This is a genomic window from Pseudomonas sp. IT-232MI5, assembly GCF_949767845.1.
GTDB lineage: Bacteria > Pseudomonadota > Gammaproteobacteria > Pseudomonadales > Pseudomonadaceae > Aquipseudomonas.
Genome location: NZ_CATKQE010000003.1, coordinates 215,417 through 233,421 on the forward strand (window position 1 = coordinate 215,417; position 18,005 = coordinate 233,421).

The 18,005-nt window shown below is 60.1% G+C and carries 14 protein-coding genes; 2 read left to right on the forward strand and 12 right to left on the reverse strand.

Annotated features, from left to right (window positions below; genetic code table 11):
* Positions 1-16 precede the first annotated feature (16 nt).
* Positions 17-718, forward strand: a complete 702-nt coding sequence (locus tag ACM6JQ_RS03560) for a hypothetical protein (RefSeq protein ID WP_414893234.1) — start codon at positions 17-19, stop codon at positions 716-718.
* A complete protein-coding gene (locus tag ACM6JQ_RS03565; protein ID WP_007914580.1) occupies positions 715-1,356 on the forward strand; it encodes a hypothetical protein in 642 nt (213 codons plus the stop codon). The genes ACM6JQ_RS03560 and ACM6JQ_RS03565 overlap by 4 nt, the downstream gene beginning before the upstream one ends.
* Positions 1,357-1,378: 22 nt before the next feature.
* Here the strand turns inward: ACM6JQ_RS03565 and ACM6JQ_RS03570 are convergent, their stop codons facing one another.
* From ACM6JQ_RS03570 to gcbA, 12 genes are all read right to left on the reverse strand, one after another.
* On the reverse strand, positions 1,379-4,153 hold the full coding sequence (locus ACM6JQ_RS03570; RefSeq protein ID WP_007914583.1) for a hybrid sensor histidine kinase/response regulator: 2,775 nt from the start codon (positions 4,151-4,153) through the stop codon (positions 1,379-1,381).
* Between the two features lie 99 nt (positions 4,154-4,252).
* Positions 4,253-5,548 (reverse strand): phosphoribosylamine--glycine ligase, encoded by a 1,296-nt coding sequence (gene purD, locus ACM6JQ_RS03575; protein WP_414893235.1) that lies wholly within the window; start codon positions 5,546-5,548, stop codon positions 4,253-4,255.
* Positions 5,549-5,697: 149 nt separating this feature from the next.
* Entirely contained in the window at positions 5,698-7,305 is a 1,608-nt protein-coding gene (gene purH / locus ACM6JQ_RS03580) for a bifunctional phosphoribosylaminoimidazolecarboxamide formyltransferase/IMP cyclohydrolase (RefSeq protein WP_007914589.1), read from the reverse strand.
* An 83-nt stretch (positions 7,306-7,388) separates the two neighbouring features.
* Entirely contained in the window at positions 7,389-7,709 is a 321-nt protein-coding gene (gene fis / locus ACM6JQ_RS03585) for a DNA-binding transcriptional regulator Fis (RefSeq protein WP_003221275.1), read from the reverse strand.
* A complete protein-coding gene (gene dusB / locus ACM6JQ_RS03590) occupies positions 7,706-8,716 on the reverse strand; it encodes a tRNA dihydrouridine synthase DusB (RefSeq protein ID WP_414893236.1) in 1,011 nt (336 codons plus the stop codon). The genes fis and dusB overlap by 4 nt, the downstream gene beginning before the upstream one ends.
* 185 nt (positions 8,717-8,901) lie before the next feature.
* Positions 8,902-10,185, reverse strand: coding sequence for a DUF3426 domain-containing protein (locus ACM6JQ_RS03595; RefSeq protein WP_414893237.1), 1,284 nt, complete (start codon positions 10,183-10,185; stop codon positions 8,902-8,904).
* Positions 10,186-10,215: 30 nt separating this feature from the next.
* A complete protein-coding gene (gene prmA / locus ACM6JQ_RS03600) occupies positions 10,216-11,094 on the reverse strand; it encodes a 50S ribosomal protein L11 methyltransferase (protein ID WP_007914600.1) in 879 nt (292 codons plus the stop codon).
* Positions 11,095-11,331: 237 nt separating this feature from the next.
* Positions 11,332-12,690 carry an acetyl-CoA carboxylase biotin carboxylase subunit gene (gene accC / locus ACM6JQ_RS03605; RefSeq protein WP_007914602.1) on the reverse strand — a complete coding sequence of 453 codons (1,359 nt, stop codon included), beginning with the start codon at positions 12,688-12,690 and terminating at the stop codon, positions 11,332-11,334.
* Between the two features lie 17 nt (positions 12,691-12,707).
* Positions 12,708-13,169 carry an acetyl-CoA carboxylase biotin carboxyl carrier protein gene (gene accB, locus ACM6JQ_RS03610; RefSeq protein WP_007914603.1) on the reverse strand — a complete coding sequence of 154 codons (462 nt, stop codon included), beginning with the start codon at positions 13,167-13,169 and terminating at the stop codon, positions 12,708-12,710.
* 48 nt (positions 13,170-13,217) lie between these two features.
* Positions 13,218-13,670, reverse strand: a complete 453-nt coding sequence (gene aroQ, locus ACM6JQ_RS03615) for a type II 3-dehydroquinate dehydratase (RefSeq protein WP_007914604.1) — start codon at positions 13,668-13,670, stop codon at positions 13,218-13,220.
* A 248-nt stretch (positions 13,671-13,918) separates the two neighbouring features.
* On the reverse strand, positions 13,919-15,865 hold the full coding sequence (locus tag ACM6JQ_RS03620) for a methyl-accepting chemotaxis protein (protein WP_414893238.1): 1,947 nt from the start codon (positions 15,863-15,865) through the stop codon (positions 13,919-13,921).
* A 51-nt stretch (positions 15,866-15,916) separates the two neighbouring features.
* Entirely contained in the window at positions 15,917-17,587 is a 1,671-nt protein-coding gene (gene gcbA, locus ACM6JQ_RS03625; RefSeq protein ID WP_007914606.1) for a diguanylate cyclase GcbA, read from the reverse strand.
* Between the last annotated feature and the right edge of the window lie 418 nt (positions 17,588-18,005).

Genomic DNA, 18,005 nt, shown 5'->3' on the forward strand with positions numbered 1-18,005 from the left:
ATTACGGAGGCCTAACATGGATGATGAGTGTTTAGTTCTGATTGTCGGGGCTTGTGTGGTGATTATTCCCGATGGTGAACGGCTGGAAGTTTATAGCGATCTGGTCAATTCGATTTTGCTGGCGCAACTGGTTGCCAATAAGAAACGTGAAAAATCCCTGTCCCCGGATTGGTACGGCACGTACGTGAGTGTCCTTGATGATTTCTGGTTGCGCCATCAGAAGTCGAAGCAGACATGGCAGGTCAGCAATCCCGGAAGTCAGTCCGCGCTGGAGTTTTTCAATACAGCGTTAAGCAATGATGCCATGTCTGAAACCCGAATAATGGGTGCTGTTCTGCAGCGAATGGCACAAATACCGGGCGACGAACTCGCCATCCAGCGATTGCGCAGTTTCATGAAAATATCGGCTACGGCCGAGTCGGACAGCATGCCGCCGCCGTTGGCGAAGGTACATCTACTGGTAATTGTCGCGAATGCTGCCGATTCGATAGCAAGCGCGTTTGTTGAGTTCGAGGCGTCACTCGAGTTAAGCCAAAATCCATTTCAACAGTTGTATCAGTGCGAAGAGGTTCAAGGCTTGGTCCATGTGCATCACGCCCGGGCAAGTCTGTCGGAAATTCGCTACAGCGGCGCGCGTGAGGCGATTGCCAGGAAAGTCAGGGACAAACTTGCGGACAGCGTGGCAGTGCTGAATCTGCCCAAGGAGATTACGGCATGAAGGACTTGATTACACCGCAGGCTGCGGTGGTGGGCGGCAGTGTCGTGGCGTTTGCCGGTGGCCTGCCTGCGACCCATCGAGACGACATCTACATGAGCACAGCCTATGCGCAAAGAGCAACGCGCGCGGCGTTCGAGGACGGACTATCGGGGGACTGGTTCGAGTACTACAGGAATGTCCTGAAATTTGTCGGATGGGACGTGCCGAAACCGCAAACCTTGACGCCGTCGCGCAATAATCTGATGGCCAGTCAGGCAACGCAGCGTATCGCGGCGGTATTGGGTGAACAGTTCTGCGAACCTATGCGGCGTGCGCTGCAGGTGATGGAGCGTGACGCATTGGCACTCAGGCTGTTCGAGTCCTCGAGCCTGCGTGCCAATGTCGGATATTTTCAAATGATCCCCTGCGTGATGAGTGGCCCGAACAAAGTGGAAATGGGCATCTATCACCGCCAGTTCCAGATCGAGAGAGAGGCCAGCGGGTTTTTGTTCAGCGAGGATGAAACACTCATCCACAACAGCGTTGAACAAATTGCTGCCATTACATTCAACACGCTGCATTACGCACAGTTTCGCGAAAAGGTGAAAAACTCCGTCATCACCGGCTCACTCAAATACCTTGATGGCCTGGAGATCTGATCGAATAACAATACGATCCTGCTCAGAAGGTCGACGCCGTCCGGTTCTGCTGGTCTCGCTGGGCAACCCAGTGCTCGATCAGCTCGCGCAATTGCGACAACTCGACCGGCTTGGACATGTGCCCATCCATCCCGGCCTGACGCGCGCGCTCCTTGTGTTCGGCGAGAATGTGCGCCGTCAATGCCACGATCGGCGTGCGGATGCGTTGGTTGCTGACTTCCCACGCGCGCAGTTGCTGGGTCGCCGAGAAGCCATCGAGAATCGGCATTTCGCAGTCCATCAGCACCAGGTCGTAACGCTGGGCTTTCATCGCTTGCAGGGCTTCTTCGCCGTTGGCGGCGGTGTCCGGTTGCAGGTTGAGCTTGCCGAGCATGCCGCGAATCACTTTGGTCGAAATCGTGTTGTCTTCGGCAACGAGGATGCGGAAGTCGCTCGGCACTTTGGCAGCCGTGGCTGGGGTGACCACTTGCGGCTGGAACACCACTTGGCCTTTGTTGCGCTGGTTGAGTTCGTCGGCCAGCGTAGTCTTGAGGGTGTAGCCGGCCACCGGTTTGGCGAGGATGCGTTTGATCCCCGAGTTGCGCGCGATGATCTTGCTCGGCGCATTGCTGATGCCGGTGAGCATGATCAGCAGAATGTCGTGGTTCAGGCTCGGGTCTTCCTTGATCTTGGCCGCGAGCTGCATGCCGGTCATGCCCGGCATGTTCTGATCGAGCAACACCACATCAAAGTAATCGCGCAGGTGCGCCTTGGTGCGCAACAGGGCCAACGCTTCCTTGCCGGAAGGCACGGCGCTGACATTCAGCCCCCACGCGCTGCATTGCTGCACCAGTACTTTGCGACAGGTGTCGTTGTCGTCGACCACCAACACTCGTGCGCCTTGCAATGGGCTGTCGAGATCGGAGGTCGGGTGTTCGAGGCGATCCGGATCCAGCGGCAGGGTCAACCATAAGGTGCTGCCCTGATTGGCGCCGCTCTTGATGCCGAATTCGCCCTGCATCAAACGAATCAGTTGCCGCGCGATGACCAGACCGAGATTGCCGCCCAAGCGATTCGCCGAGAGGAAGTGCTTGCTGTGCAGTTCGGCGTGCATCAGCGCGTCGCGTTCTTCCTGATCCATCGGTTGGCCGCTGTCCTGCACAGCGATGCGCAGGCGTGGCTTGCTGCTGCGTTCGTCGAGCGCGACGACGATCAGCACTTCACCTTCATCGGTTTTCTTCAGAGCGTTTTCCAGCAGGCTCAGCAGCGTCTGACGCAGACGTGTCGGGTCACCGCTGATCACTCGCGGCACTTGCGGCTGGATGAAGCTGATCAGTTCGACGTTCTGCTGTTCGGCCTTGGCGCGGTAAATGCTCAGGCAGTCATCGATCAAGGCATTAAGGTCGAACTGCACGTCGTCCAGTTCGATCTGCCCGGATTCAAGCTTGGAAATGTCGAGGATCTCGTTGATCAACGTCAGCAGTTCGTTGCCGGCGCTGTGGATGGTCTGCACGTAATCGCGTTGCTTGACCGACAGTGGCGTGCCCAGCAACAGTTCAGTCATGCCGAGCACGCCGTTCATCGGCGTGCGGATTTCGTGGCTGATCTTGGCGAGGAATTCGGCTTTGGCGTTGATCTCGGCATTGCTTGCGGCGAGGTCGCGGCTGACGCTGAAACGGCTTTCGGTGATGCTGCGCTGACGCTCACCGAGGGCGATGCTCATCAGCAGGCCGCTGATGCAGATGAATGCCATCAGGGTCATGATCAAGCCTTGCGGCGAGACCAATGTCAGCCCCAGCAAGGCCGGAAGAATGATCAGCGTGCCGATGTTGAACACCACCATCGCCGCGACGAACAAACGCGCCGGGCGGTAACCCTTCTGCCAGTGATAGAACGCGACGAACAACATGCTCAGGCCGGCCAGCGCCACCAGTGCATAAGTGATGATGTTCAGCGGCAGGGTGTTGACGAACAGCAGCAACAGGCTACAGGTCACGATAAACAGAATGTCGCCCAGCAACAGTTTGTTCAGCGGATGCGGGCCGAGCGGGGCGAAGAAGCGATAGGCGAACATCAGCCCGGCCGGCGCCGTCAGCAGCAACGCCAGATAGGCGCCCGGCGTCTGCACCGCATGCCAGTTCGGCAGCCAGGGACCGGCGAGGTTGAGCAGCAGCAACAGGCTCAGGCCCAGCAGGCCTTCGCAGACCGCCAGCCATAAGCTGCTGCGCGAGCGGGAATAGGCGTAGCGCACCAGATTGTGCAACAGCAGCATGCCGAGGCAGCCGAACAGTAAACCGAAGACCAGCGTCTGATTGTGATTGGCCGCGCTCATCACCGCCGATTGCAGGGTGACGTGCGGGCGCAACTGATGGTCGGACACCAGGCGCAGATACACGTCGAGGGGTTTGTCGCTCTGCGGCAACGGCAACATGAAGTCGCTGCTCGGCAACGGCCGTTCGGCCTGCGGCTGGTCGGTGCCGGTGTTGCGTTGCTCGATCAGCTTGTCGCCGTCGAGTACGTAGAGATTGAGCTGTGACAGGTCGGGGGCAAAGATGCGCAGCACTTGCTCGTGCTTGCCCGGTGCCAGCCTGAAACGCAGCCACAAGGCGCCATCGGGTTCGGACGCGGTGAGGCGGTCAAGGTCGATGGGGCTGAATTGATTGGTGTAGCGAGCGGAGCGGATATCACTCAGTTGCAGATTGCCTTGATCGTCGAGCAATACCGACCAGCCACTGCCTTGCGCGGCCTGGGCCGGGAGCATGCAGAGCAAGGTCAGCAACGTGACGGTGAAGCTTATGGCAATCCTGAGCCAGCGCACGGCGAAATCCCTTCGTAGGTTGATGCCAGAATATAACGATGCGCGGCGGCGGAACAGCCCGGCGAGGAACGGTATCCCTCGCCGGACTTGATCGACAGCTTATTCCTGGGTTTCGCCACGTTCACGGGCAATGGCGCGGTAGCCAATGTCCTTGCGGTAGAAGCAGCCTTCCCAGTCGATGGCGGCCGCGAGCTTGTAGGCTTGCTGCTGCGCTTCACCGACGCTGGCGCCCATTGCGGTGGCGCAGAGCACGCGACCGCCGGCAGTGACGACGTTGCTGTCTTTCAGTGCCGTGCCGGCGTGGAAGACCTTGCCTTCCAGCTTCGCCGCAGCATCGAGACCGTTGATCGCTGCGCCCTTGGCGTAGTCGCCCGGGTAGCCGCCAGCGGCCAGCACGATGCCGACGCTCGGGCGTGGATCCCATTGGGCTTCGACCTTGTCCAGCGCTTGCGCGAGCGCCGCTTCAACCAGCAGCACCAGGCTCGACTGCAGACGCAGCATCACCGGTTGGGTTTCCGGATCGCCGAAGCGGCAGTTGAACTCGATGACTTTCGGGTTGCCGGCTTTGTCGATCATCAGACCGGCGTAGAGGAAGCCAGTGTAGACGTTGCCTTCCTCAGCCATGCCGCGCACGGTCGGCCAGATCACCAGATCCATCACGCGCTTGTGCACGTCGGCGGTGACCACCGGGGCAGGGGAGTAGGCACCCATGCCGCCAGTGTTCGGGCCGCTGTCGCCGTCGCCAACACGTTTGTGGTCCTGGCTGGTGGCCATCGGCAAAACGTTTTTGCCGTCGACCATGACGATGAACGAAGCTTCTTCGCCGTCGAGGAATTCTTCGATGACCACGCGCGAACCAGCGTCACCGAAAGCGTTGCCGGCGAGCATGTCACGCACGGCGTCTTCGGCTTCAGCCAGGGTCATGGCGACGATCACGCCTTTACCGGCGGCCAGGCCATCGGCCTTGATCACGATCGGTGCGCCTTTTTCACGCAGATAAGCCAGGGCCGGCTCGATCTCGGTGAAGTTCTGGTAGTCGGCGGTCGGAATCTTGTGACGGGCGAGGAAATCCTTGGTGAAGGCTTTCGAACCTTCCAGTTGCGCAGCGCCGGCGGTCGGACCGAAGCAGTCCAGGCCACGGGAGCGGAACAGATCAACGACGCCAGCCACCAGCGGCACTTCCGGGCCGACGATGGTCAGGGCAACGTTTTTCTCGGCGAAGTCGGCCAGTTGCTCAAGGGCCAGCACGTCGATGGCGACGTTTTCGCACTTGGCTTCAATGGCGGTGCCAGCGTTGCCCGGAGCGACAAAAACCTTCTGCACGCGCGGATCCTGAGCCACTTTCCAGGCCAGGGCGTGTTCACGGCCACCGCTGCCAATGATCAAAACATTCATTTCAAAAACCTCGGATGACGCTAATTCTGTGGGGGCTGATCGTTCCCACGCTCTGCGTGGGAATGCCTCTACGGACGCTCTGCGTCCGAGGGACGCGGAGCGTCCCGGGCTGCGTGCCCACGCAGAGCGTGGGTACGATCAAGCAATAATCAGTGACGGAAGTGGCGCATGCCGGTGAACACCATCGCGATACCGGCTTCGTCAGCAGCAGCAATCACTTCAGCATCACGCATCGAGCCACCCGGCTGGATCACCGCAGTGATGCCGACCTTGGCCGCGTTGTCCAGACCGTCACGGAACGGGAAGAACGCGTCCGATGCCATCACCGAACCGGCCACTTGCAGACCGGCGTGCTCAGCCTTGATTGCGGCGATACGTGCCGAGTTTACGCGGCTCATCTGGCCTGCGCCGACACCGATGGTCTGACGGTTCTTGGCGTAGACGATGGCGTTGGACTTAACGTACTTGGCGACTTTCCAGGCGAAGATCAGGTCGTGGATCTCCTGTTCGGTCGGCGCACGTTTGGTCACGACTTTCAGGTCATCGGCGCTGATCATGCCGATGTCGCGGCTCTGTACCAGCAGGCCGCCGTTGACGCGCTTGTAGTCCCACGCTGCAGCGCGGTCAGCCGACCACTCGCCGCAGGCCAGCAGACGTACGTTGGCTTTCGCCGCAACAATGGCGCGGGCTTCTTCGCTGACGCTAGGGGCGATGATCACTTCCACGAACTGACGCTCGACGATCGCTTTGGCGGTCTCGGCATCCAGTTCACGGTTGAAGGCAATGATGCCGCCGAACGCAGATTCGGTGTCAGTCGCGTAAGCCAGTTCGTAGGCCTGACGGATGCCGCCCTCAGCGTCCGGGCTGACTGCCACGCCGCACGGGTTGGCGTGCTTGACGATCACGCAGGCTGGCTTGACGAAGCTCTTCACGCATTCCAGCGCGGCGTCGGTGTCGGCCACGTTGTTGTACGACAGCTCTTTGCCTTGCAGTTGGGTCGCGGTGGCGATGCCGACTTCGGCAGGCTTGGCTTCCACGTAGAACGCCGCGCTCTGGTGCGGGTTCTCGCCGTAGCGCATTTCCTGGGCCTTGATGAACTGGCTGTTGAAGGTGCGCGGGAATTCGCTGCGGCCTTCAGTGCTCAGGGTTTCAGCGGCCTGGTTCACGGTGCCCATGTAGTTGGCGATCATGCCGTCGTAGGCGGCGGTGTGTTCGAAGGCCTTGAGCATCAGGTCGAAACGCTGAGCGTAGGTCAGGCCACCGGCCTTGAGGCCTTCGAGCACGCTGGCGTAATCGCTGGCATTTACCACGATCGCTACGTCTTTATGGTTTTTCGCTGCCGAACGGACCATGGTCGGGCCGCCGATGTCGATGTTCTCGATGGCGGTCGGCAGGTCGCAGCCTGGCTTGTTGATGGTGGCCTCGAACGGATAGAGGTTAACGGCAACCAGATCGATCGGCTTGATGCCGTGCTCGCTCATGATTGCATCGTCGATACCGCGACGACCGAGGATGCCGCCGTGGATTTTCGGGTGCAGGGTTTTCACCCGACCGTCCATCATCTCGGCGAAACCGGTGTAATCCGCGACTTCCACTGCGGCAACACCGTTGTCGCGCAGCAGCTTGAACGTCCCGCCGGTGGAGAGGATCTCGACGCCCAGGGCTTCAAGCTCCTTGGCGAATTCGAGGATCCCGGTCTTGTCGGAAACGCTGATCAAGGCGCGGCGGATCGGCAGGCGGGTAGTCTGGTCGGTCATCTCAATTTCCATCAAAAGCAAAGGAAGTCAGCAAAAAAGGCGACCGTTTTTTACGCGGGCGCCTTTCTGGTTTGATTGAATGCTTACAGCAGATCGTACTGCTTGAGTTTCTTGCGCAGCGTGCCGCGGTTAAGTCCCAGCAGCTCACTGGCCTTGGTCTGGTTGCCCTTGACGTAGTTCATCACGCTTTCGAGCAGGGGAGCCTCGACTTCGGAGAGCACCAGGTTGTACACATCCGTGACGGACGCGCCCTCAAGGTGGGCGAAATAATTGTGCAGCGCCTTCTCGACACTCCCGCGAAGGGTCTGGCCTTCTTCGCTCGGGGTATTGAGGTGCTGTTTCAAATTCACGTTGTCGCTCACGGGTGCTGTTCCACTCACTAAAGTCTCGGTCATCATCGTCATGCGGCCACCCCTTCTTCGTCCCCTGTCAGGCTCTTGTAATGCTCGGCGAAGAACTCCCGAACATTGGCGCATTGTGTTTCCGTACCATCCAAACGATTGAAGTGGGCGCGAAACTCCCTGGCGCCCGGCAAGGTTGCGAGATACCAGCCCACATGCTTGCGCGCAATGCGCACGCCCATCACGTCCCCATAGAAAGCGTGAAGTGCGGCCAGATGCTCCAGCAGTATGTGTTCCACTTCGATCAGCTCCGGCGCCGGCAATTTCTCGCCGGTACGCAGGAAGTGTTCGATCTCGCGAAAAATCCATGGCCGCCCTTGGGCGGCGCGGCCTACCAACAGGCCATCGGCACCGGTCGCGTCAAGCACGTAACGGGCCTTCTCCGGCGAATCGATATCGCCATTGGCGAACACCGGGATCGACACGGCCTGCTTGATCGCGGCAATCGTGTCGTACTCGGCTTCACCCTTGTAAAGATCGGCGCGAGTGCGGCCGTGCACTGCCAGCGCGGTGATCCCGGCCTGCTCGGCGATCTTCGCCACGGTCAGGCCGTTCTTGTTGTCGCGATCCCAGCCGGTGCGGATCTTCAGGGTGACCGGCACATCAACCGCAGCCACAACGGCCTGCAGGATCTCGGTCACCAGTGTTTCATCTTTCAACAACGCGGAACCGGCGGCCTTGTTGCAGACCTTCTTTGCCGGGCAACCCATGTTGATATCAATAATCTGTGCGCCCAGTTCGACGTTGGCCCGCGCTGCGTCCGCCAGCATCTGTGCATCACCACCGGCAATCTGCACTGAGCGTGGCTCGGGATCGCCTTCGTGGATCATGCGCATGCGCGACTTGCGGGTGTTCCACAGGCTCATGTCACTGGTGACCATTTCCGAGACTACAAGCCCTGCGCCCAAACGCTTGCACAGCTGACGAAAGGGCTGATCGGTGACGCCCGCCATCGGGGCGAGAATCAAGCCGTTCTGCAATGTGTATGGGCCGATGCGTACCGCCGACATAGGACTTCCCTGAGGTGGGGCCGGATCATGAGAGTTCGAAAAAGGGTTGGCATGATACCCGCTCTCGATGACTGGATAAAGGCTGAATTGAACAAAATCTGAACAGTTATTCTGTTATCGCCGCCGGTTTGGTCGTGGCTGGCAAAGTCAGAAAACCGCCGTCAATTCGAAAGCCATGCAGGGATTCACTCGGGTGAGTGGAAACTCAGGCTGTAATTCACCGCTTTGGGGCCGGGATCGAGAATATCCAGCGCAATATGGATCGGCGTCTGCGGCGGCATTTCGGCCAGACCTTCGAGATCTCCTCTAAGGTACTCGCCGGGTTTGAAACGACGACTGGCGATCAGGTGGCCGTTGAGGTCGGCGAAGCGCAGTTCCAGTAATGGAAAGGGCTGAGAGAACGTCGCGCGGTTATAAATGATCGCGTCGACCACCAGTGCACCGTTGAACTCCGGGTGACTGCGCACCACCAGATTGCTGCTCTTGATCCGGGCGATGTCGACCTTCGACGGCACCGTGCAGCCGATCTGCGGGCAGATTTGCTGAAACCACGGGCGGTATTGATCCTGTCGAGCCAGTTCATCGAAATGATAGGAAATGTACTGGGCAGCCAGTCCACCTGCCGCCAGCAGGACCAACAACAGCCAAAGCAAGCGGCGTCCCCACGGTGAGCGGCGTTTCTGCCAGTCCAGTTGCAGTGGGTCGTCGGTCAGGTCCTGCAGGACTTCGGCACGTACGCCGGGCTCTGCGCGCTCGCGCTTTTTGCGCAGCGGTTCGATCGATGGCAAATCGTCGTCATCGACCTCGTCGCTGGCCGACAAGCGTTCGCGGCGGGCATTCGGGTCGATCGGGTCGTGCAAGCGCAGATGCGGAATCGCCGGCTCGTCATCCACATCCACCGGTTCCAGCGACAGCGAAGGCTCGGTGCGCTCGGAGGTGAGCGGTTCAATGTCGTCGGCTTGTGGTTCGTCGTCCGGCTCAGGGATCCGCTCATCGGCGGGTTCGCTGAACAGGCTGCCAGGCCACGCGGCATCATCGGGCTCGGGGCTGTCGCGACGGGCGCTCAGGGACTCTTCGCGCGGGCGGCCGAGTTCGGTGGCGGGCTGGATTTCCCGTTGTTCGAGACGGGCCAGTTCTTCGTCCAGATCGAGGCTGTCGAGATCAAGCGCCGAGGCGCTCCATTGTTTCTGGCTGATGGCACGCGGTGCCGCAGGTTCAATGGCGGGGGGCTCGACAACAGGCGGCGCGGCAATGCTCGGCGACGCCTCGACAGGCAGCTCGGCGAGCGGTGGTGCAATCGGCGTCACCGCGTCCTTGCCGGCGTGTTGTTCCAGCAGCTGTTTGGCGGCGTTGAACACTTGCAGGCAGGAGCCGCAGCGAACCACCCCGCGGGCCACGCTCAATTGAGCATGGCTGACGCGGAAACTGGTTTGGCAATGCGGGCACTGGGTGACGAAACTGTCGGTCATGCGGCGATCCGGATTATGCAGGCGGACATATTAGCGCCGACGGCCAGTGATGCGCACCCAGCCATCGCGATTGGCGATCGGGTCGAGATCAAAGTCCTGCGCGTAAGCTGCAGCCACTTCGTCACCCTGCTCAGCGAGGATGCCCGACAGCGCCAGGCGTCCACCGGACTTGACCAGCCCGGACAGTTGCGGCGCCAGCGAAACCAGCGGGCCGGCAAGAATGTTGGCGACCAGCACATCGGCTTGAACTTGCGGCAGATCTTCCGGCAAGTACAGCGGGAACAGCTCATCGGCAATGTTGTTGCGCCCGGCGTTGTCGCGCGAAGCTTCCAGCGCCTGCACGTCGATGTCAGTGCCGACCGCTTCCTTGGCGCCGAGCAGCAGGGCGGCGATCGCCAGAATCCCCGAGCCGCAACCGAAGTCGAGCACGTTGCAGTCTTTCAGGTCCTGACCGTCGAGCCATTCCAGGCAGAGCGCGGTGGTCGGGTGCGTGCCGGTGCCGAAGGCCAGACCCGGATCGAGCAGCAGGTTGACCGCATCAGGTTCCGGCGCGGCGTGCCAGCTCGGCACGATCCACAGGCGCTGGCCGAAACGCATCGGCTCAAAACCGTCCATCCAGCTGCGTTCCCAGTCCTGGTCTTCGATGACTTCGCTGTGATGCTCGGGTAGCGGGCTGCCGGTCAGCAGTTCCAGATGGGCCAGAACCGGTGCCGGTTCGGTGCCGCCTTCGAACAGCGCCAGCAGGTGCGTGTGCGCCCACAACGGGGTGGTGTTGAGTTCCGGTTCGAAGATCGGCTGATCTTCGGCGTCCATGAAGGTCACCGACACAGCGCCGACTTCAAGGAAAGCGTCTTCGTAGGTTTCGGCTTGTTCCGGGCTGATGGCGAGACGTACTTGCAGCCAAGGCATGGCGGGCACCTTTGAAAAATATTGATTGCAGCCTAGCGGCCGGCGAGAAGCGCGCAAGTTTACGCGAGCGCGCGGCAGAACACGAACATGGTTGAAGATCAAAAGATCGCAGCCTGCGGCAGCTCCTACAGGAGTTCGCATTCCAAGGCAGGAGCTGCCGCAGGCTGCGATCTTTTGACTTTGCAGCAGAAACAACAAAGCCGCCCGAAGGCGGCTTTGTCAGGTGCGGGCTGAAGCTTAGTGCTTCTCGCCAGCCAGCTTGTGCTCGAGGTAGTGAATGTTCACACCACCCTTGCAGAAGCCTTCGTCGCGAACCAGATCACGGTGCAGCGGGATGTTGGTCTTGATCCCGTCAACCACGATTTCGTCCAGGGCATTGCGCATGCGGGCCATGGCTTCGTCGCGGGTGGCACCGTAAGTGATCAGCTTGCCGATCAGCGAGTCGTAGTTCGGCGGAACCGCATAGCCACTGTACAGGTGCGAATCGACGCGAACGCCGTTGCCGCCTGGGGCGTGGAAATGCTTGACCGTACCCGGGCTCGGCATGAAGGTTTTCGGGTCTTCAGCGTTGATCCGGCATTCCAGCGAGTGACCGCGGATCACCACGTCATCCTGCGTGAACGACAGCTTGTTGCCGGCGGCGATGCTGAGCATCTCCTTGACGATGTCGATACCGGTGACCATTTCCGAAACCGGGTGCTCCACCTGAACACGGGTGTTCATTTCGATGAAGTAGAAACGACCGTTCTCGTAGAGGAACTCGAAAGTACCGGCGCCACGGTAGCCGATGTCGATGCACGCCTTGACGCAGCGTGCCAGCACTTCTTCGCGTGCCTTCTCGTCGATGCCCGGTGCCGGCGCCTCTTCGAGAACTTTCTGGTGACGACGTTGCAGCGAGCAATCGCGGTCGCCCAGATGGATCGCATGACCCTGGCCGTCGGACAGCACTTGCACTTCGACGTGACGCGGGTTGGTGAGGAATTTTTCCAGATACACCATCGGGTTGCCGAACGCCGCGCCAGCTTCGGTGCGGGTCAGTTTGGCGAAGGCGATCAGGTCTTCTTCCTTGTGCACCACACGCATGCCGCGACCACCACCGCCGCCAGCGGCTTTGATGATCACCGGGTAGCCGACTTCACGACCGATGCGCAGCGCCGTTTCTTCGTCTTCCGGCAGTGGGCCGTCGGAACCTGGAACGGTTGGCACGCCTGCTTCGATCATCGCGTGCTTGGCCGAAACCTTGTCGCCCATCAGGCGGATGGTTTCGGCTTTCGGGCCGATGAAAGCGAAGCCGGAGTTCTCGACCTGCTCGGCAAAATCGGCGTTTTCCGCGAGGAAACCGTAGCCTGGGTGAATGGCGGTAGCGCCAGTCACTTCAGCGGCAGCGATGATGGCCGGGATGTGCAGGTAAGAGTGCGCGGCAGAAGCCGGGCCGATGCAGACGGATTCGTCTGCCAGACCCAGGTGCATCAGCTCTTTGTCGGCCTTGGAGTAAACGGCGACGGTCTTGATGCCCATCTCTTTGCAGGCACGCAGAATCCGCAGGGCGATCTCACCGCGGTTAGCGATCAGAACTTTTTCCAACTTCGCAGTCATCAAAGGCTCTCCGCAGTTCAAACGATGGTGAACAGCGGTTGGTCGTACTCAACCGGCTGGCCGTCTTCGACGAGGATGGACTCGATCACACCGCTGGTTTCAGCTTCGATGTGGTTCATCATCTTCATGGCTTCGACGATGCACAGAGTGTCGCCTTTCTTCACGGTCTGGCCGACTTCAACGAAGGACGGCGAGGTTGGCGAAGATTTACGGTAGAACGTGCCGACCATCGGCGAACGGGCAACGGTGCCGTTCAGCGCTGGAGCAGCAGCGGCAGCCGGGGCGGCGGCAGCCACCGGAGCAGCAGCAACAGGTGCGGCAGCCGGCGCTTGCATCGGCGCCGGCGCGTAGTACTGCTGAGCCGGGGTCTTGCTGTGACGGCTGATGCGTACGGACTCTTCGCCTTCCTTGATCTCGAGCTCGTCGATGCCGGACTCTTCCAGCAATTCGATCAGTTTCTTAACTTTACGGATATCCATGAATCATCAACTCCCAAGGGTCGGTCAGGGGCGCTTAACGCTTGTAGTTCAAGTCGTTGCCTGTGTTTCAAGCTGTTCTAGTGCAGCCTCCAGGGCCAGTCGGTAACCGCTGGCGCCAAGGCCGCAGATCACTCCCACCGCTACATCGGAGAAGTAAGAGTGATGGCGGAAAGGTTCGCGTTTGTGCACGTTGGACAAATGCACTTCGATGAATGGGATGCTCACTCCCAGCAACGCGTCACGTAATGCGACACTTGTATGCGTAAAAGCCGCCGGATTGATCAGAATGAAATCGACGCCTTCGCCGCGCGCAGCGTGGATGCGGTCGATCAATTCGTACTCGGCATTGCTTTGCAGATACAGCAGGTGATGGCCGGCTTCACGGGCGCGGCGCTCCAGATCCTGATTGATCTGCGCCAGGGTCGTTGAACCGTAAGTGCCGGGTTCGCGGGTGCCGAGCAGGTTCAGGTTGGGGCCGTGCAGCACCAGGAGGGTTGCCATCTGCGTAGTCCTTGTTATGAGTGAGCAATCGTCAGAACCCGGCGACTATGCCGCAAAGACTTTGTGACTGTCCAGTTCTATGCAATAGCCAGCACGATGGCCGATGTTTGCGCGAAATATGTGACCAAGTGATTTGATCCGGTCATTTGCGGCAATCCTTGTAGGAGCTGCCGAAGGCTGCGATCTTTTGATTTTTAGAAGCAAGATCAAAAGATCGCAGCCTTCGGCAGCTCCTACAGGGATCTTTGTCAGACACGAAAGGCCTGAACGGCTGTATGCAGTTGCCCGCCAAGAACCAGCAAGTTCTCGCCCTGTTCGCGACCTTGGCCGATCCGCAGCAAGTTATCCCCACCCAACTGATGAATCCGCTCACTGTGATCGCGAATCTCGCTGACAGCGCCGCTCTGTTGCGCAGTGACATCGGCAATGCGTATCGCCGTCTCGGAGATGGTCTGGATCGCGCCGACGATTTTATCCAGCGCACCATCCGCTGCTTGCGCCTGGTTGGCTGTGGCTTCGGCGTGTTCGACCTGTGCGCGCATGCCTTCGACCGATTGCCGCGCCGCTGTTTGCAGGCCGGCGATCAGCGTCTGAATTTCCGCTGTAGCACCGGCGGTGCGTTGTGCCAGCGAGCGCACTTCCTCGGCCACCACGGCAAAACCACGGCCCATTTCCCCGGCGCGCGCCGCTTCAATCGCCGCGTTCAGCGCCAGCAGGTTGGTCTGGTCGGCAATCGAGCGGATCACCGTCAACACGCCGCCAATGGTTGCCGACTCTTCGGCCAAATGCTCGATCATCTGCGCGTTGCCCTGAACTTCACCGACCAGCGCGTGCAGGCCGGTCAGGCTCTGGCCGATCACGGTCTGGCCATGCACAACGGCCAGTCCGGCGTGACGGCTGGCCTCTGCTGCCTGTTGTGCATCACCGGCAACTTGCTGGATTGTCGCTTCAAGTTCGCCGAGGGAATCGCGGATCAGCGCGGTATCGCCGGCCTGATGTTCTGCCCCGCTGTGCAAGTCGTTGCTCAGTTCGGCGAGGGTGCGGCTGCTGCCCGCGACTTGTTCGGCATTGCCGCGAATCGTCCCGACCAGATCCACCAGATAGGCACGCAAGCGGTTTAGCGAGGCTTCGATGTCGTGCAGTTCGCGGTTGGTCTTGCCCAGATGAATATCGCGGCTGAAATCGCCTTCGGCCCAGGTCGAAAGCGCCGGCGCCAGATTGGTCAGGGTGCGCGAGAGCCGGCGCTGCAAGGTATCGATCAGCAACGCGATCAGCAGAATCAGGCCGATCATCACGCCTTGCATCAAGCGCACTTCGCCCTGGATCTGGCCGTGCTGGGCGCGTACCACCGGCTCTAGTCCGGCGATGGCTTGCTGTACGGCGGCGATTTTCTGGTGAGTGGCGGCGCTGAGGTCGGCGCGTTTCTGGATCTGGTCGCGAGTGCGCGCAAGCTCCGCCGGGTAGCGGGCCAACAAACTGTTGAGTTCACGCTTGAGGCCGACCCCGGCATCTTCGGCGACGGTTTTTTCACTGTTCTCGATGCCCATCATCGCCGCGAAGTCGTCGCTGCCCGATTCATTGTTGGCGACGACGCCGAGCAGCGGCAGGGCATCAAGCGCTTGAGCCTGCGAGCGAATACTGGTGACTTCGCGCTCAACATCGGCCGCCAGTTCGCTGCGCCCGCTGCTGACCAGTTTGCCCCGCGCCAGTGACAGTTTGCCCAAGTGCTGAGAGGCGATGAGCAACGGCGCCAGATAAGCCGGATTACCGTTGGCGTAGGTGCTGAACTGATCGAGGCTGGCGCTCAATTCGCGCTCGGCCTGCAATAGCAACGCCTGCGGATCACCCGCCAGTTTGCCGGCCGCGAGCAAGTCGGTTTTGCTGAACTCATCCAGGCCCGACAGGCTCGGGCGCAGCGTTTCAGCCAGCGCCGGCGGCAACTCATCGAGTTCTTTGCGCAGGCTATCGATGGCCTGGCTGGCGCTGCTCAGGCGCAGGGCATCACCGCTGCCGAGGTAGTCCTCAACGTTGCGTGCCACCTCGTTCTGAAATTGTTGCGACAGCCCCAGATAACGCTCCATCAACAGATACGGGCGTTCGAGGGCTTTTTGCGACCACCACAGCGTAGCGCCGAGTGCCAGGCACACGGCGACCAGCAGCAGCGTATTGAGATTGGTGAGCAACTTCAGGCGCATGACGGCTACCAACGGCAGAAATGGTAAGCGCCTGAATTTATTGCGGTTCTGTTACAGGGTTATGACCGAATCAGTGGAATCTGATGAAAAAGTGGCACTTTGCTTTGAGTCGCGCGCGGTCTGCACCCGGTTGCGCCCGGCCCCCTTGGCCCGGTACAGCGCTTCGTCGGCCTGACTGGCCATCATCAGGCTGTCGCAGTCATCGTGCATTTCCACCACGCCGGCACTGAAGGTGCACCACAAATCCTGCGGCTGCGCCGGATAATGGATTTCGGCGAAGCGCTGGCGGATTTCGTCGAGCACTTTGTGCGCGGCTTCTATATCAGTGTCGGGCATGACGATGGCGAATTCTTCGCCGCCGTATCGGCCAATGAAATCGGTCTTACGCAAGCGCTGCTTGAGAAACAGCGCGAGGCTCTTGATCACACGGTCGCCCATCGGATGGCCGTGACTGTCGTTGACCCGTTTGAAGTGGTCGATGTCGAGCATGGCAAAGCTCAGCGGCTTGTTCTCGCGGCGGGCGCGGAATGAGCAATCCTCGAGCAGTTGCAGAATATGCGTGTGGTTGTACAGGCCGGTAAGGCTGTCGCGGACCATCCGTGCTTTCAGATTGCGCGCGCGGGCGGCGCGGTTGCGCACGGTAGTGATCAGGTGGCGCGGCTTGATCGGTTTGGTCAGGAAGTCATCGCCGCCTTCGCTCATGGCGTCGAGTTGCTTGTCCAGATCGTCTTCGGCCGACAGATAAATGATCGGCACGCTGACGTAGCGATCATTGTGGCGAATCACTTTGGCCAGTTCGGTGCCGGTGCAGGCCGGCATGTACATGTCGAGGATGATCAGGTCCGGCTGGAAATCGGCCAGCTCGGCCATCGCCTGAATCGGTTCGATCAAGGTGCGCGTGACGATCCCGGCGCTGTTGAGCAGGCGTTCGGTGTGCAGGGCTTGCGCGCGTGAGTCGTCGATGATCAACACTTTATAAGGTTCGTACTGGGCGACGCAGGTGAGGACCTCAATTTTTTCCAGCAGACTCGATGCTTCGAGAGTGCCGGTGAGGAACTCCTGGCCACCGGCACGCACGGCGGCGAGACGCGTCGGCGTGTCGGTTTCGTGCAGGCTGAAGAACAGCAGCGGTAGCGGCTCTTCCAGCCCGACCTGGGCTTCGGCGGCGAGCTTCAGACCGATGCCGGCGCCGCTGAAGTCCACGTCCATGACGATCGCTGCTGGCAGACGTTCGACCATTGAGGAGCGAAAGGCTGAAACACTGTCCAGCGCCTGCGCGCTCAGGCCGAAAAATTCCAGTTGCTTGGCCAGACGCTCGGCGCGGTCGTAGTCCTGCAGCATTACGTAGATCGGTTTGCGCAGAGGCGGCAAAAAAGTCTGGTCGAGTTGGTCGCCATGGCGCAGGCCGGTACGCGACAAGCGCTGCATCAAGCGATTGAGGTCGGTGATCAGGCCGCTGCTGAGGCGGCCGCGATTGGCGTCCACTGCTTCCAGCGATTGGCTGATGTGCCGCGCGAGCTGAGTGTGTTCCGGCTGTTCGAAGCGCTCGGCAAAACGCAGCAGGCGCAGGTTGGCCTCGCTCAGTTCGGCGAGGTCGACAGTGGACCACTCACTGCGTTGCAGGCGCTGCCATATCTCAAGAATCTGACGTGCCTGATGAATTACCCGCTGGGCAAAGTGGTGCTTGAGACGCTCACGGCTGGGGTCTTCTGGCTCGGTCATATCCTGACTACTAGTTAGGCTGCATGCTGAGATCGACTGGTGGCTCTATGCTAGCACCTCTTTTCCCTTACACGAGTGTCGTACGTCAATAATCTGCAATGCGTCACTATTCAGTTTCTGACCGGACGGTTTTGTTTTTGACCTTGGCGTCTGACAAGTCCCCGTAGACCGGGCACTCCCTGACTAAACAGGGTGATCAGGATGACCACGCTGTCGTGCTTTTACCCGAGCGCTGAGTGACCTTTGCGATGGTTTTCAAGCCAATGGGCTGAAGCGTGGGCATCGGGGATTCCCTTAGTCATCGTCGAAGCGTCATTCGCCCATACGAATTGCGGCTTATCTTTACGCGCGGGTGCCCGGCCTTGGCACGTTGTTGTATGGTTGTGGTCGAACCGTTGAACCCAAGTGATTGAAAGGA

Bases quoted from the DNA above. Each gene is read 5' to 3' on its own strand.
- fis (WP_003221275.1), bottom strand. From the start codon at position 7,709: ATGACGATGATGACCGAGACTTTAGTGAGTGGAACAGCACCCGTGAGC.
- dusB (WP_414893236.1), bottom strand. From the start codon at position 8,716: ATGTCGGCGGTACGCATCGGCCCATACACATTGCAGAACGGCTTGATT.
- ACM6JQ_RS03595 (WP_414893237.1), bottom strand. From the start codon at position 10,185: ATGACCGACAGTTTCGTCACCCAGTGCCCGCATTGCCAAACCAGTTTC.
- ACM6JQ_RS03565 (WP_007914580.1), top strand. From the start codon at position 715: ATGAAGGACTTGATTACACCGCAGGCTGCGGTGGTGGGCGGCAGTGTC.
- prmA (WP_007914600.1), bottom strand. From the start codon at position 11,094: ATGCCTTGGCTGCAAGTACGTCTCGCCATCAGCCCGGAACAAGCCGAA.
- ACM6JQ_RS03620 (WP_414893238.1), bottom strand. From the start codon at position 15,865: ATGCGCCTGAAGTTGCTCACCAATCTCAATACGCTGCTGCTGGTCGCC.
- accB (WP_007914603.1), bottom strand. From the start codon at position 13,169: ATGGATATCCGTAAAGTTAAGAAACTGATCGAATTGCTGGAAGAGTCC.
- purD (WP_414893235.1), bottom strand. From the start codon at position 5,548: ATGAATGTTTTGATCATTGGCAGCGGTGGCCGTGAACACGCCCTGGCC.
- purH (WP_007914589.1), bottom strand. From the start codon at position 7,305: ATGACCGACCAGACTACCCGCCTGCCGATCCGCCGCGCCTTGATCAGC.
- aroQ (WP_007914604.1), bottom strand. From the start codon at position 13,670: ATGGCAACCCTCCTGGTGCTGCACGGCCCCAACCTGAACCTGCTCGGC.
- gcbA (WP_007914606.1), bottom strand. From the start codon at position 17,587: ATGACCGAGCCAGAAGACCCCAGCCGTGAGCGTCTCAAGCACCACTTT.
- ACM6JQ_RS03560 (WP_414893234.1), top strand. From the start codon at position 17: ATGGATGATGAGTGTTTAGTTCTGATTGTCGGGGCTTGTGTGGTGATT.
- accC (WP_007914602.1), bottom strand. From the start codon at position 12,690: ATGACTGCGAAGTTGGAAAAAGTTCTGATCGCTAACCGCGGTGAGATC.